The sequence below is a fragment of the Rhodothermales bacterium genome (assembly GCA_017643395.1).
Classification (GTDB): domain Bacteria; phylum Bacteroidota; class Rhodothermia; order Rhodothermales; family UBA10348; genus JABDJZ01.
Map to the genome: position 1 here is coordinate 22,531 of JAEPNP010000001.1, position 14,104 is coordinate 36,634.

Sequence of the window (14,104 nt, forward strand, 5' to 3'; positions counted from 1 at the left end):
TTGGATCTCCCATGGCGAGAAGTTTTGACGTTCCGGAGTTCTATCGCTCCCCCATTGTCTCGGCGGTAAAGCAGGCCCGCCGGCTGGCGGACCCGCGGAAGCGGGATCTGGCGCCCAGCGTGCTGGACTTTGGCCCCGTGCGCATAAAACTGGCGCGGCACTTCGGCTTCTGCTATGGCGTCGAGAACGCCATAGAGATCGCGTACCGAGCGCTCAGCGAGAATCCCGGCAAGCGGATTTTTCTGCTCTCGGAGATGATCCACAACCCCCACGTCAATGATGACCTGCGGTCTCGGGGGATCGAATTCCTGCGCTCGACAACCGGCGAGCAGCTGATCCCGTTTGACACCCTGGGCAGCCAGGATGTGGTCATTATCCCTGCCTTCGGTGCCTCCCTGGAGGTGAAGGCTGCGCTGGAAGCGCGCGGGGTGGATCTGGCCTCCTACGACACAACGTGTCCGTTTGTGGAGAAGGTTTGGAAGCGCTCCTCACAGATCGGACGCAAGGACTACTCCATTGTGGTGCACGGCAAACGCTACCATGAGGAGACTCGCGCCACGTTTTCACATGCCAAGGAGTCGGCGCCTGTGGTGGTGGTTCGCGACCTGAAGGAGGCGCAGACGCTGGCGGAATTCGTGCTCGGGGAACGAGATCCCGCAACGTTTTCCGAAGTGTTTCCGGAGCGCTACTCGGAAGGCTTCGACCCCCAACAGGACTTGAGGCGCATCGGTGTGGTCAACCAGACGACCATGTTGGCCACCGAAACTGCTGCGATCGCCGCGCTCCTTCGGGACGCCATGATCCGACGTTATGGAGAGGCCGCGCTGGCCGACCATTTCGCCGACACCAGCGATACGCTCTGCTACGCGACCAACGAGAATCAGGACGCCACCAAAGCGCTCATTGCGGACGGTGCTGACGTCGCCGTGGTCGTGGGCGGGTTCAACTCGTCCAATACCAGCCATCTCGTCGAACTCTGCGAGCAGCGCATGCCCACCTACTTCGTGGGCGATGCGGACGCGCTGGATCGCGACCGGATCCGGCATTTCGACTACCCTGCCAAGCAACACCTGGAAACCGCGGACTGGCTGCCCGACAAGCGACCGCTGGACGTGCTGGTCACCGCCGGAGCTTCGTGTCCGGACGTGCTGATTGACGGCATCATCCGGAAAATCGTCGGCTGGTACCCCGACTCCGTCACGACGGAGGAAGCGCTTGCGCCTCTGCTGGCAGAGCATAGCCCTGCTGCGTGATGGCCTGGTACGAGCAGTGGTTTGACACGGACGAGTACGAGCTGCTCTACCAGAACCGAAACGAGGATGAGGCGCGCCGACTGGTCAGCCTGATCATCGACCGCACAGGTGTGGAGGCCGGGTCCAGGGTATTGGACGTAGGCTGTGGTCGCGGAAGGCATGCGGTAGAATTCGCGCGGCGCGGATTTGAAGTGACCGGCCTGGATCTCTCAGAGCGCTCGCTGGAGAAAGCCGAGCAAAGGGCACAGGAGGCCGGCGTTCAGGTACGTTTCCTGAGAGGCGACATGCGCAAACCCGTGCCGGAGGCCTTCGACCTCGTCGTGAATCTGTTTACGGCGTTCGGCTACTTCGAGGATGATCGCGAGCACCAGGCCGCGATCGACGCCATGGCCGGCAGCCTGGATCGTGACGGCTGGCTGGTACAGGATTTCCTGAATGCTGAATACGTGCGCAGTCACCTGGTAGCAGCCGATGTGCGGACCGTCGGCCAGTGGGAAGTGCGTCAGTCCCGACGCATTCAGGATGGGCGGATTCGCAAGCGCATCCAGTTCCAGACCGAGGAAGGTTCACACGCCTTTGAGGAGAGTGTGGCGCTCCTGGGTCGATCCGATTTTGAGCGCCTGTATGACGCTGCGGGACTGGAGGTCGTCGACGTGCTAGGAAACTATGACGGGGATCCGTTTGCACCGGGATTGCCCCGGTTGATCCATCTCGCGCAGCGGGCATGATCGGGCTTGGGCGCGCATCCGGCCGGCTTGTGCTGCCGTTCCTGGTGCTACTGGCCGGGTGCAGCCTCTTCACGGCCCGGGAGCCTGAGGATCCGGAGACGCAGTCCGGCACGTTCAGTCAGCCCGACGCGCCGGAGCAGGTGATCGACAACCTGGTCAACGCCGTGGCGGAGCTGAACACGCTGAACTACCGCCGGTCGCTGGCCACCGAGCTGGTGTACCGCCCGACGGCCACGGCTGAGGCGCGAGACGCCATCTGGACCGGTTGGGGGCGATCCCAGGAGGAGCAGTATTTCTCCACCCTGGTCGCAGCCGCGCAAGACAACGTGGGGCATGCCCTGGTGCTGAACGACCGCTCGCTCACGGTGGTGGACGTGACCACGTTTCAACTGGACGCGACCTATGTATTGACGGCGAATCACCGGCGACCCGACGTACCCACTCGCCTTCAGGGTCGGCTGATCTGGATCATGCGGCAACGCGCGGACGGCCTCTGGGAGCTTGCTGAGTGGACCGATCAGGAGCTCGGTGCCTCCCCGACCTGGAGTGACCTCAAGGCGGAGTTTGTGAAATGACGTGGTTGCGGCATGCGATGGGCTCCCGGCCGCCTGGATCGCGACGATGTCGCCGGGGCCGGCGCTGTCCATCTCGACGCGCTGCAGCTGCCGGCCGGCGGCGCCGGTTCCGCGGGCATGCGAGCCCCGGGCCGCGTCCCGAGGCACGGGCGCTGCTCCCCCTTCTGCTAGTCCTGGCGGGCTGCAATCCGTTCGCACCCGCCCTCGAGGAAGGCTCGGCCTTTGGAGACCTCCTCGGCGATCCGACCACCGTAGACGGCTTCTTCACCAACTTCCAGAACGCATACGAACTACGGGATCTCTCCCTCTACGAACCGCTGCTCGATTCGTCTTTCGTATTCGTATGGCGCGACTTCGACGCTCAGGTAGACCGGGAGTGGGGCTTTGTCGAGGACCTGGAGACCACCCGGCGCCTGTTTGCGAACGCGAGTCTGATTCGCCTGCAGTGGAATCAGATCCTCTCCAGGGATGTGTTCGATCCGGGTCGGCAGGAGCGCATCGTCCGTTCTTTCAACCTGACCATTACCCTGGAGCAGGGTGATGTCTTTCGGGGCGACGGCAATGTCAACTTCCTGCTGGGCCGCGCGGACTCCACCGCGAATTGGAAGCTTTTGCGATGGCGGGACGAAAGCGAATTCTGACCCGGCGTGCCCCGTAGATTGCCGCCACGGCGCTCAATTGACTGCATTCTATGGACAACGCCCTTGCCTACGCCCACGAAAACCAGGAGACCTTCGTGGGCGAGCTCCAGGAGCTTCTCCGGATCCCGTCCGTCAGCACGGATCCATCATTTAAAGGCGAAGTGCGCCGTGCCGCCGACTGGCTGGTCGCTCATTTCCACGCGCTCGGCGTGACTTCCGCGCGTACCGTGGAGACGGAAGGGCACCCAGTCGTCTTCGCCGAGCATATCAGCGACCCGGGCCTGCCGACGGTGCTGGTCTACGGCCACTACGATGTACAGCCGGCCGACCCGCTTGAGTTGTGGGATTCTCCACCGTTTGAGCCGGTCATCAAGGACAATCTGATTTTCGGCAGAGGCACCTGTGACGACAAGGGCCAGCTGTTCATGCATCTCAAGGCGCTGGAGGCTTACGTGCGCACGGGCACACCACTTCCGGTGAATCTGAAGTACATGATCGAGGGCGAAGAGGAGAATGGATCCGCGAACCTGCCCGCGTTCATCAGCGCCCATCGCAAGGAATTGCAGGCCGACGTGGTGCTGGTATCGGACACGGCCCTGTTCGGACCGGGCGTGCCGTCGATCACCTATGGCCTGCGTGGGCTGGCCTATGTGGAGGTCACGCTCACCGGGCCCGATCGTGACCTGCACTCCGGCATCTACGGAGGCGCCGTCGAGAACCCCATCAACGCGCTGGCCTCAATGATTGACGGCCTGCACGACGAGAAGCACCGGGTTACGATCGACGGGTTCTACGACAACGTCATTCCCCTGACGGAGACCGAACGCGCTACCCTGGCATCGCTGCCCTTCGACGCGGACGCGTGGGCACACGAAGTCGGCGTCAGCACCATGCGCACGGAGGAGGGCTACTCCCCGCTTGAGGCCGCTACGGCTCGACCAACGCTGGACTGCAACGGCATCTGGGGGGGCTACACCGCCGAGGGTGCCAAAACGGTGCTGCCCGCCCACGCCAGTGCCAAGATTTCGATGCGCCTGGTGCCAGGCCAGGAGCCGGGAGAGATCACCGACAAAATCCGCCGGCACTTTGAGAAGCACGTTCCGCCTACCATGAAGCTGACCTTCCGCGATCTGCACGGCGGTCACGGTGTGCTTGTGGATACGGACAGCCCCGCCATGACGGCGGCCAAATCCGCCATGGAGGCGGTATACGGCCAGGAGCCCTTCCTGGTACGCGGAGGCGGCAGCATCCCGGTGGTAGCCGATTTCAAGAAGGAGCTCGGCCTGGATACCATTCTCATGGGTTTCGGCCTGGACACGGACGCGATTCACTCTCCGAACGAGTGCTTCGGACTGGACCGATTTCAGGAAGGCATCCAGTCGATTATCCGTTTCATGAGCCTGTACGGAGGAGCGGCTTGAAAACAGCGCTGATTACCGGGGGCAGTCGCGGTCTGGGTCGCCACGCGGCCCTGCAGTTTGCCGAAGCGGGGTACCAGGTGGCGGTCTGCGGCCGCACGGAAGGAGACCTCGACGAGGTGGTGCGCGACATTCACGACATCGGAGGCGTCGCCACCCGGGGAGTGTTCGACATCCGGGACAGGAATGCCGTACACACGTTTGTCGCCGAGGTCGAGCACAACCTGGGGGCCATCGACGTCCTGATCAACAATGCAGGCTTCAGTTACTACAAGCCGTTTGTTGAGTGGACGGGCGATGAGCTCGACGACGTCCTGGACGTCAATCTGAAGGGTACGGTCTACGCATGCCACGCCGTCGCGCCGCTCATGATCGCCCGCAAGAGCGGGTACATCATCAATATTGCGTCCGACATCGGCCGGCGACCCATCGCCAACATGGCTGCCTACGTGGCGGCCAAACATGCCGTAGTCGGCTTCACCGGATCCCTGTATCGGGAGTTACGTGAGCACGACGTCAAGGTGTCCGTGGTGTTGCCGGGCATCATCGACACGCACTTCGGCGGAACGTCACCGGGGAGTCGGGACCACCACTGGTCCATGAAGCCCGAAGATGTGGCCACGGTGCTGCTTCAGATGGTGCAGCAGCCGGGCAATCTGGTGCTGGACGAGGTGCAGCTGCACCCCCTGGGGCAGGAGATCTGAGTTTCCCGGGCTTTGACGGGGTGGGTTGGAACGCCGGGATGGCGGCCGGGCGCCCTGGGTTGCATCGCCGGGCTGGCGGCCGGGCACTTTGGGTTGCGGCCGCCGGGCGTCTCGGTCGGGCGCTTTGGGTTGCGGCCGCCGGGCGTCTCGGCCGGAGGGTGCTACGGCAACGGCGCTCCTACCTGGCCAATCGCCTGCAGCGTCACCTCCGGATAGCCGGCACCGGATTCCAGCAGCGCCCCGGCTCCGCCACGCAGGTATCGGTCAAAGAACGCCAATGACCAGGCATTGATGATTTCGTTGTTGCGCGCGGGATCCAACGTGCCCGGTGGGCGCCTGCTTGCCTGCCGATCCGCATCGGGCACGCCGGCCAGTTCCAGGAGAATGGGCAGGTCGGTAAAGCTGTAGTGATTCATCCCTGCAACTGAGGCTGAGTACCCCTGGGCCCTCAGTCGATCCGCAACCAGGGTGCCCGCGTAATCCGAAGGGTCAGCGAAGAACAGCAGGATGGGGTCGTCCACCCCCACGCCCTCGGCGGCGGCGCCGACCTGGGGCGCGTCGAGCGTGACCGCCGCGCTGAATCGGTCGTCGAAGGTCAGAACCTCGGCTGCGGCCGATCCGCCGGTGGAATGTCCGGTGGCCCCGACCCGCGTAAGGTCGATCCGGCCCGTGAGCAGACCGTCCGGGTCGTTGGCGTTGAGCGTCTCCAGATGGTCGAGGACTGAGGCCATGTCTTTCGCCCAGATGTTCACCACCTCCGGAAAAGGAGGTGCGTTCGCGCCGGTCCGAATGCCCTGGATGGTGCCGTCCGGGAAGACCGTTGCAAATGCTCCGTAGGTGTGGTCGATACCAACCACCAGGAAGCCGTGGCTCGCCAGTTCGCCCGCGAAGGTGGTGTACAGCGTGTTGACTCCACCCAGGCCGTGAGACCAGAACACCACCGGCAGCTGGGCGATGGTCGATGTAATGGGTGCGCCAACCGTGGCACGTGTGGCTGCGCTGCCCAGCGCATCGATCATGTCCTCGGGCGGCATGTAGTCCTGCGTCACGGCGAGGAGCTCCACAACGGTCGGATGCATGTAGATCTCGGTGCCAAGGCCTTCCTGGTCGGCGGGATACCAGATCTTGACGTTGAGCTCGCGCATATCGGCCTCCGGCGTGTACTCGTCGTCCCGATCCGCGTCCACGACACTGAAGGACGAGGTGCCCACCCTGAACGCGCCGGTGTGAGCGGGGAGCTGAATCCCCTCCTCTACGATGGGCTCGTCGTCAATTCCGGAGGAGGTGATCTCGCAGGCCGACAGAATCAGCGCGGCGGTGAGCACCGACAGGGTGTGTCTCATGGTGGGGGCGTTGAAGTGCGCTGGCCGTACCGACGGACCTTGTACGGGTTTCGTATTCTGCGCCGCTCCTCAAAGGCTTGGGCATGGTTGTACTTGGTATCGATGGCGGCGGAAGCTCTACGCGGGCGGTGCTGGCTGGCCCGGACGGCGCGGTTCTGGGTCGTGGGGCGGCCGGACCTTCCAACCCGTTGTCGGTGGGCCGTGAACAGACCGCCACCGCCATCCATGCGGCCGTGACGGCCGCATGGATGACGGCACGCATGGACCGGAGGCAGGCCGGCGCTGCCGTGCTCGGCATCGCCGGCCTCCTGGGCGATGAATACCGTGGTATGATTCACGAGGTATCGCAGGAGCTCTCCCTGGCGGCGGAGGTGCGCGTCACACATGACCTGCACGTGGCCCATTGCGGCGGACTGGCCGGCCAACCGGGCGTGGTTCTCGTGGCCGGCACAGGAAGCGCCGCCTACGCCGGCGACGGGAAGCGGGAAGGTTCGATCGTAGGCGGAAAGGGTGCGCTGGCCGGGGACTCGGGAAGTGCCTACTGGGTGGCTCACCGCGCCTTGCGCATGGCCGTGCGGCAATTGGACGGTCGGGCCGACCGTACGGCTCTGTGCGATGTGGTCCTCGAGTTCCTCGGAGTGCGCGACGCGGAGGAACTTGTGGTGCGCCTGTACTCGGAGCAGCCGCGAGCGTTTGAACTCGCGCGGCTGTGTCCGCGGATCGTGCGGCTGGCCGCGGACGATGCGGCCGCCTCCGGCATCATAACGGCGGCCTGGCAGCGGCTTGCGGACATGGTGCGTGTCGCAGCCTCGCGATCTGCTCTGGCGGAGCCGGCCGTGGTGCTCAGCGGCGGACTGGCCAGAGCCGAAGGATTCCGGGCCGGATTGCAGGAGGCCATCGTCCGCGCAGTGCCGGGAGCGACGTTTCCCGAAAGGGTGCTCCCGCCAGTGGGAGGAGCTGTGCTGGATGCGCTCCGGCTCTCCGGGGTGACGGTGACACCGGAGATCATGAGCCGGCTGTCGCGCGAATTCTGAATGGGCTGCGCGGGGCGGGGGTCCGGGGGCCGCGCGGGGCAGGGCTCCGGGGCCGCGCGCTGGCATCAGGCTGGGCTCTGAGCTCCGCGCTCCGGCTGCAGGCTGCCGGCCCCGGCTACGCCCGCCAGCTGGAGGCCTCCGCCCGGCTCGGTGCGCCGGGAAAAGACCCGTCTGGCCGATCTCCTACACCATGTCCCGCCACGCTCCTACGCCCCGCTGTAGGACCCCTCTGACAGAACATGGAGGAATGATGAAACACGCGATTTTCGGCCACTATGGCCGGAACAGACCACCCTCACTCAGCAATGAAAGCATCAGATTTGCCGGCAGAAATGCTGATTCACTAATCAAATACTGGTCATGAAAAAGATTCTTGTAGCGCTTGTCGCGCTAACACTTACAGGCTGTTCGAGCCTGAATAACGCCGAAAAAGGCGGCGCCATCGGAGCCGCCGCAGGGGCGGCCATCGGAGGTCTCATCGGCAAGAAATCCGCCGACAAGCCGGTGACGGGCGTCATCGTCGGAGCAGCAGCCGGCGGCACCGTCGGAGCCATCATCGGGGCCCAGATGGACAAGCAGGCCGAGGAACTCGAAGAAGACCTGGAGGGCGCCAGCGTTGAGCGCGTGGGAGAAGGCATTCTCGTGACGTTCGACTCCGCCATCCTCTTCGCCGTGGACTCCGATGACCTGTCGGCCCAGTCCCGGGTGAACCTTGCCGACCTCGCAAACAGCCTGAACGAGTATGAAGGCACCGAGGTCGTCATTGCCGGCCACACCGATTCCACCGGCCCGGAGGCATACAACCTCGACCTGTCCGAGGACCGCGCCCAGAGCGCCGCGCTGTTTCTGGCGGAGCAGGGCGTCGATGCGGCACGCATCTCAATCTCTGCTTATGGAGAAACCCAGCCCATCGCATCCAACGAGACCGTTGAGGGTCGGGCTCAGAACCGTCGTGTGGAAGTAGCGATCTACGCCACTGACGAATACAAGGAGCAGCTCGCTTCGCAGTCCGGCTCCTAGTGGTCCGGCCTGACCGAAGCTCAGACACTCACGTCTGACCAGGGCACGCGTCCCGTCGGCATCTGCCGGCGGGGCGCGTGTTTGTTTGGCGCAAGTTCCAGTGCCGATCGGTGCCAGGCCCGGGGCGCTACATGGAATTCCGCGGCCCGTTTCCACCTCGCCTACCCGCTCTCGCGGCGCCAAGTCGAATACGAAGGCGTATTACACTTGAGGGCGCCGCGACTGGCCGGGCTGGTGGAATACGGGGGCCGAATTCCACGTCCGGGACCGGCGGCGCGGCCGTCGTCGCGTGACCGCCGGCGGCCGTAGCGGCGTTACCGCCGGCGGCCGCGGCCAGCACACTCTGCCGGCGGGGCGCGTGTTTGTTTGGCGCAAGTTCCAGTGCCGATCGGCGCCAGGCCCGGGGAGCTACATGGAATTCCGCGGCCCGTTTCCACCCCGCCTACCCGCTCTCGCGGCGCCAAGTCGAATACGAAGGCGTATTACACTTGAGGGCCCCGCGACTGGTCGGGCTCGTGGAATACGGGGGCCGAATTCCACGTCCGGGACCGGCGGGGCGGCCGTTGCGGCGTGACCGCCGGCGGCCGCGGCCAACGCACCCCGCCGGCGGCCGCCCACACCGCACCCCGCAAGCAGCCGCGCCCACGCGCCCCGCCGGCAGCCCAAGCCCCCCCAAAGGTCCTTTCCTCCTACCCTGCCCGCGCCTCGGCACGGCCTTTGTCCACCGCCCGGGCATGGCTTTCTTCCCCCAAACTCCCGGCAGACTTGGACTGGCGGCGGGATTTCTTTCCGCCCTGCTGACCGTCGCGCCGGCTGCCGCGCAGCAGTCGCACTGGCAGCTCTACGGCGCCAACGAAGGGCTGTCCCAGCAGACCGCCCAGGCGTTCTTTCAGGACTCCCGGGGCTACTTGTGGGTGGGGACGCGCGCCGGCCTCAATCGCTTCGACGGTGCGGACTTCACGGTCTTCGGCGTGCGCCAGGGACTGGAGAACGATTGGATAAACGACATCACGGAAGACGAGTACGGGGTCATCTGGGTCGGTACCAACAACGGTCTGAGTCGCTGGACCGAGAAGGACGGCTTCAGCCACGTGGGCGTGGAGCAGGGACTGCCGGAAAAAGTCGTAACGAACGTCGCGTCGGACGGCAAGGGCGGACTTTGGGTCGCCACGGCCGCTGGCCTCTCTCGCTGGGACGGGGATACCTGGACCACGTTTGGCGACAATTCCGAACTCGCCGCAGCGGGGGCCGTCGTCTCCTTTGCCCGCGCCCCCGACGGACTGCTCTACATCGGCACGACAAATGGAGTATGGGTCCATGACGGATCCCGATTTCTGCCGGTCGCCGAAGATCGTGCAGGAGGGCGAGCCGTTCTCGGCCTTGATGCAGGAGTTGATGGCACGGTCTGGTTCAGCACGGGTCGCACAATCCACGCCGTGCAGGAGGGCCGCCCCACACATCAGATCGATGCCCCTGCCGGGCTAACAATCCTGAATGTGGCCGCCTGCGATGACGGAACGGCCTGGGTACGCACCAACCGCGGCGTGGCCCATGTGCGCCCGAACGGTCTGACCGAGTACAGTGTGCAGTCGGGAGTGCCCATTCTCACGGTGATTTCCGTCTTCCAGGATCGCGAGGGACTGCTCTGGGTCGGGGGCATCGGCGGCATTGCCAAGTTCATCGGACGTGCCTTTACCAACTACACGCAGACGGAGGGGTTGGGCAGCAACACGGTCTGGCAAATCAGCCGTGGCCCCGAGGGAGACCTTTGGGTCGGCACCACGTCCGGTCTCAGCCGCTTCGACGGGGATGAGTGGCGCACCTACACGTCAGTCGACGGGCTCGCCGGCGCTTTCGTTCGCACGGTCATGGTGGACCGCGCAGGCACCATGTGGGTGGGGTCCATCGGCGGCCTGGCCAAGCGTACCGGCGACCATACTTTCGAGGTCCTCCCGCAGATTCAGCCCTTCGGCGAAGTCTTCTGGATTGTGGAGGATCAGGATGACCGACTTTGGATCTCCACCCGGACAGGAGGACTGCTGCGCGAATCGGCGGAGGAGGCCGACGTCTTTGAGCGAGTCAATGTGCCGGGACAGCGTTTTTCGAACTCCCGCATGCTTGTCTCGGCGACCGGAGAGTTGTGGGCCTCCGGGGACAATGGAATGTCCCGCTGGGACGGAAACGCCTGGCACACCTATACCCAGGCCGACGGCATGCCCGCCAACGAGCCCTACTTCCTGGCGGAGGACCACGACGGGTCGATCTGGTTTGGCTACCACTCTTCCCGCGGGGTAACCCGCTTTGACGGGGTCAACTTCACCACCTATACCTCAGCCGATGGACTCTCGAGCGATGCGGTCTACTCGGTGGGCGTGGACCACAGAAACCACGTCTGGGTCGGTACTTCTGCGGGCGTCGATCGCTGGGACGGCGAGCGCTTCGTATCGCTGACTCAAGAGGACGGGTTTGTCGGCTCGGAAGCAAACGCAGGATCCTTCCTCGCGGATGCCGATGGCACGCTCTGGCTGGGCGCCATCGGTGGCCTGAGCCACTACAACCCCCGCTGGGATCCCTCCCGCGGCAGTGCTCCTACCGTGGAGCTCGGTGCCTTGCGCAACGAGCAAGGTGATCCGGTGACCGGCTCACTGTCAGCGACGGGTAACCAGGGACAGATTCATCTGCCTGTGCACGTACTCAGCCAGGTCAACAGGGCCCAGATCGACGTACGCTTTCGCCTCACGGCGCGGGCCAACAACGTCCTGCCCTCGTTCTTTGCCGCTACCCCGCCTCCGGCCCCCTGGCGCTCGCTCACAGCACCCGAACTCACGTTCAACAACCTGAATCCAGGCTCTTACGAAGTCGAAGTCCAGGCCCGCAAATATCGCGGCGAGTGGTCCGAACCAGCCTCCCTCTTTCTCAGTGTGGCGCCGCCCTACTGGCAACGCTGGTGGTTCATCCTGATGGCCGCGGCGTTCCTCGCCTTCGTGGCCCGCGGTGTGCTGCAGTGGAAACTCGGCCGGGTTCGTGCACAGAATGAGTGGCTGGAGAACCACATCCGCGAACTCGAAGAAGCCGATCGCATCAAGAACGAGTTTCTCTCCAACATGAGTCACGAGATCCGGACTCCGATCGCCGGCATCCTCGGGTTCACCTCGGTATTGAGAGAAGAACTGGAAGGCCCGCACCTCGAGTTCATCGATCACATCGGTGCGAGCGCATCGCGTCTGCAGCGCACGCTCAACTCTGTCCTGGAACTGGCCCAGCTTAAGAATGACCGACTGCGCATTGACCTGAGCCCGGTCGTAGTGGGCGATGAGGTCCGCGCCGCCATCGACGCCATGCAGTCGGCAGCGCTGGAAAAATCACTTGCGCTTACCTACACCGATCAATCGGGGGGTGCACAGGCTTATTCCCATCCCGACCACCTGGCTCGCATTCTGGATATCCTGGTGTACAACGCGGTCAAGTTCACCGAGGACGGCGAGGTCAGTGTGCGCATCGAGAATGACGAGCAGTACGTGATGTTGACCGTGCGCGACACCGGCATCGGGATCTCGGAAGAATTTCTTCCACAGCTGTTCGAGCCCTTCCAGCAAGCCTCGACGGGCGCAAACCGCACCCACGAAGGCAACGGCCTCGGCCTGTCCATCACTCGTCGGCTGGTGGACCTGATGGGGGGTACCATTGAAGTCGAAAGCACGCTGGGAGAAGGCAGCCAGTTCACCGTGCGCCTGGCACGGGTGATCGAACAGCCGCTGGCGCCGCCCGCCGGACCCCGTCCACCGAAGTCGGCCCGTCCCGGCCGTAGCACCCTGAAGCGCGAAACGCGATAGCCCAGGGCCGTCGTCAGTCCCCTGCTGGCGGCCCGACGCCGGGCGCATCAGATTCCTCGTCTCGCGACAGACGGAGGATGGGCGTAAAGTGACGCACGGCCGCCACGGTCGAGAATTCCCGGAGTTCGCGCCCGATCGCGGACGCCAGCTCGTAGATCACGACTTTCTCCTCGACGGTGCCTTGCTCGCGCACAAACGAAAGCCGGTGCAGGGAATACAGCCCGGCTACGAACGAGGCCAGAAACACAAAATCCCACTGACGCAGATTCAGCACATCGCCCGACACCGCCTCCCCGGCCCGTGTCCAGGTGACGGCCCAGGAGAGCTGCTGATCCACAAAAAAGTCTGCCATTAGGCCACCGATCAACGGGGCCAGTCCGGCCGCGACAGCCACCACAAAGTTGGAGACCGCCAGATAGTTGGTCCCCTCTCCCTTTGGTGCCAGTTTCAGGCTGATGTTGCCGGTGGCCAGCGTAATTCCCGCCATCGCGATGCCCATCAACACGTGCAGCAGGACGAGCAGCGGGAAGGTGAACGCGTGCGTATCCGGAAGCGTGGTGAAGGTCCATCCGAGAATGCAGATCAGGCAGAGCGGGGCTGCGACGGACAATACCGACTTGTGGGACAGGGCATCCGAAAAACTGCCCCAGAGCCTCAGAAAGACAATGTTTACGATGCGGCCCAGCACGACCAGGCCGATCACCCACGACAACTCCATCTCAAGGCGTGTGAGCATGTAGGCTGAGAAAAAGGGCGTCGCCAGATAGAGCGCGAAACTCCAGGCCGCCAGGAAGCGCACCAGGTTGCGGAAATTGGTGTCCCGGAACGGAGCCCTGATCAGATCGGCCAGGGACTCATCGCCAGCCCGCAGCCGCGGCTCCGGGATGCGGGCGACAAACAGGACGCCCAGCAGCCCGCACACAAAGCCTACCCCGAATGTGACCGAGTAGCCGTACCGCGGGTCCGCGAATAGATCAGGCGCCACGTTGTCGATAAACCAGGCGGCCACCAGGCTCACCACCACACCCGTCGCGGCGGCCAGGCTGAAGCGCTTTCCGAAGAACGTGCCCAGTTGGTCCGAGGGCACCAGCTCATGAATCCACGAGTTCCAGCCGGTATTGGATATCGCGCCCATCACACTGGCCAGCAGCAGACCCAGGGTCAGCACCACGAGCGTGGCGTCCGCCGGCAGCACCAGCGGAAACAGGGCGATGGCCAACCATGAAAAGCGACCAACGGCCGACGCTATCACGGAAATCGCCCGCCGGTTTCCGACTCGGCGCACAAGCAGTATGGCAGGCAGCTGCGCCAGCTGCGAAAGGTGCGGGAGCGCAGCAAGAAGCCCGATCAGGGCGTTCGACGCACCAAACTGCAGCGCGTAGGCCACCAGAAAGGTGCTCCCGGTGAAGCTGGCGAGCGCCTGGCTGGCCATACCGTCCCGCACCACGTTCCGCAATCCGCGCTGCACCTGGTCGCCAGTGAGCGGAACGTCCGAGGGCGGCCATCTCCTTGCGAGGGAACGAAGTAGCAAGACGGTGTTAGAGAAGGTGGGCAG

At 64.4% G+C, this 14,104-nt stretch carries 11 protein-coding genes; 9 read left to right on the plus strand and 2 right to left on the minus strand.

What is annotated here, in order from left to right; translation table 11 throughout:
- The first annotated feature begins 11 nt into the window (after window positions 1–11).
- Genes JJ896_00090 through JJ896_00115 form a run of 6 tightly spaced genes read left to right on the plus strand, consistent with a single transcriptional unit; the run spans window position 12 to window position 5,319 of the window.
- The gene (locus JJ896_00090; protein MBO6778025.1) at window positions 12–1,253 is read left to right on the plus strand and encodes a 4-hydroxy-3-methylbut-2-enyl diphosphate reductase; all 1,242 of its coding nucleotides are present in this window, start codon (window positions 12–14) and stop codon (window positions 1,251–1,253) included.
- Complete coding sequence (locus JJ896_00095; protein MBO6778026.1) at window positions 1,253–1,981, plus strand: class I SAM-dependent methyltransferase; 729 nt, start codon at window positions 1,253–1,255, stop codon at window positions 1,979–1,981. Before JJ896_00090 ends, JJ896_00095 begins: the two co-directional genes overlap by 1 nt.
- Window positions 1,978–2,556: a hypothetical protein gene (locus tag JJ896_00100; GenBank protein MBO6778027.1), complete on the plus strand. Its 579-nt coding sequence runs from the start codon at window positions 1,978–1,980 to the stop codon at window positions 2,554–2,556. Before JJ896_00095 ends, JJ896_00100 begins: the two co-directional genes overlap by 4 nt.
- Window positions 2,553–3,197: a hypothetical protein gene (locus JJ896_00105; GenBank protein MBO6778028.1), complete on the plus strand. Its 645-nt coding sequence runs from the start codon at window positions 2,553–2,555 to the stop codon at window positions 3,195–3,197. The genes JJ896_00100 and JJ896_00105 overlap by 4 nt, the downstream gene beginning before the upstream one ends.
- A 50-nt stretch (window positions 3,198–3,247) precedes the next feature.
- The gene (locus JJ896_00110) at window positions 3,248–4,618 is read left to right on the plus strand and encodes a dipeptidase (protein ID MBO6778029.1); all 1,371 of its coding nucleotides are present in this window, start codon (window positions 3,248–3,250) and stop codon (window positions 4,616–4,618) included.
- Window positions 4,615–5,319, plus strand: coding sequence for an SDR family oxidoreductase (locus tag JJ896_00115; protein ID MBO6778030.1), 705 nt, complete (start codon window positions 4,615–4,617; stop codon window positions 5,317–5,319). The genes JJ896_00110 and JJ896_00115 overlap by 4 nt, the downstream gene beginning before the upstream one ends.
- Before the next feature lie 161 nt (window positions 5,320–5,480).
- On the opposite strand, the gene JJ896_00120 is transcribed toward JJ896_00115, so the two are convergent.
- On the minus strand, window positions 5,481–6,662 hold the full coding sequence (locus tag JJ896_00120) for a hypothetical protein (protein ID MBO6778031.1): 1,182 nt from the start codon (window positions 6,660–6,662) through the stop codon (window positions 5,481–5,483).
- A gap of 83 nt (window positions 6,663–6,745) precedes the next feature.
- On the opposite strand from JJ896_00120, the gene JJ896_00125 reads away from it, so the two are divergent.
- The 3 genes from JJ896_00125 (at window position 6,746) to JJ896_00135 (ending at window position 12,549) form a co-directional block, all read left to right on the plus strand.
- A complete protein-coding gene (locus JJ896_00125) occupies window positions 6,746–7,696 on the plus strand; it encodes a hypothetical protein (protein ID MBO6778032.1) in 951 nt (316 codons plus the stop codon).
- A gap of 360 nt (window positions 7,697–8,056) precedes the next feature.
- On the plus strand, window positions 8,057–8,716 hold the full coding sequence (locus JJ896_00130; protein MBO6778033.1) for an OmpA family protein: 660 nt from the start codon (window positions 8,057–8,059) through the stop codon (window positions 8,714–8,716).
- A gap of 734 nt (window positions 8,717–9,450) precedes the next feature.
- Window positions 9,451–12,549 carry a hypothetical protein gene (locus tag JJ896_00135; protein MBO6778034.1) on the plus strand — a complete coding sequence of 1,033 codons (3,099 nt, stop codon included), beginning with the start codon at window positions 9,451–9,453 and terminating at the stop codon, window positions 12,547–12,549.
- Between the two features lie 13 nt (window positions 12,550–12,562).
- On the opposite strand, the gene JJ896_00140 is transcribed toward JJ896_00135, so the two are convergent.
- Window positions 12,563–14,080, minus strand: a complete 1,518-nt coding sequence (locus JJ896_00140; GenBank protein MBO6778035.1) for an MFS transporter — start codon at window positions 14,078–14,080, stop codon at window positions 12,563–12,565.
- Window positions 14,081–14,104 lie beyond the last annotated feature (24 nt).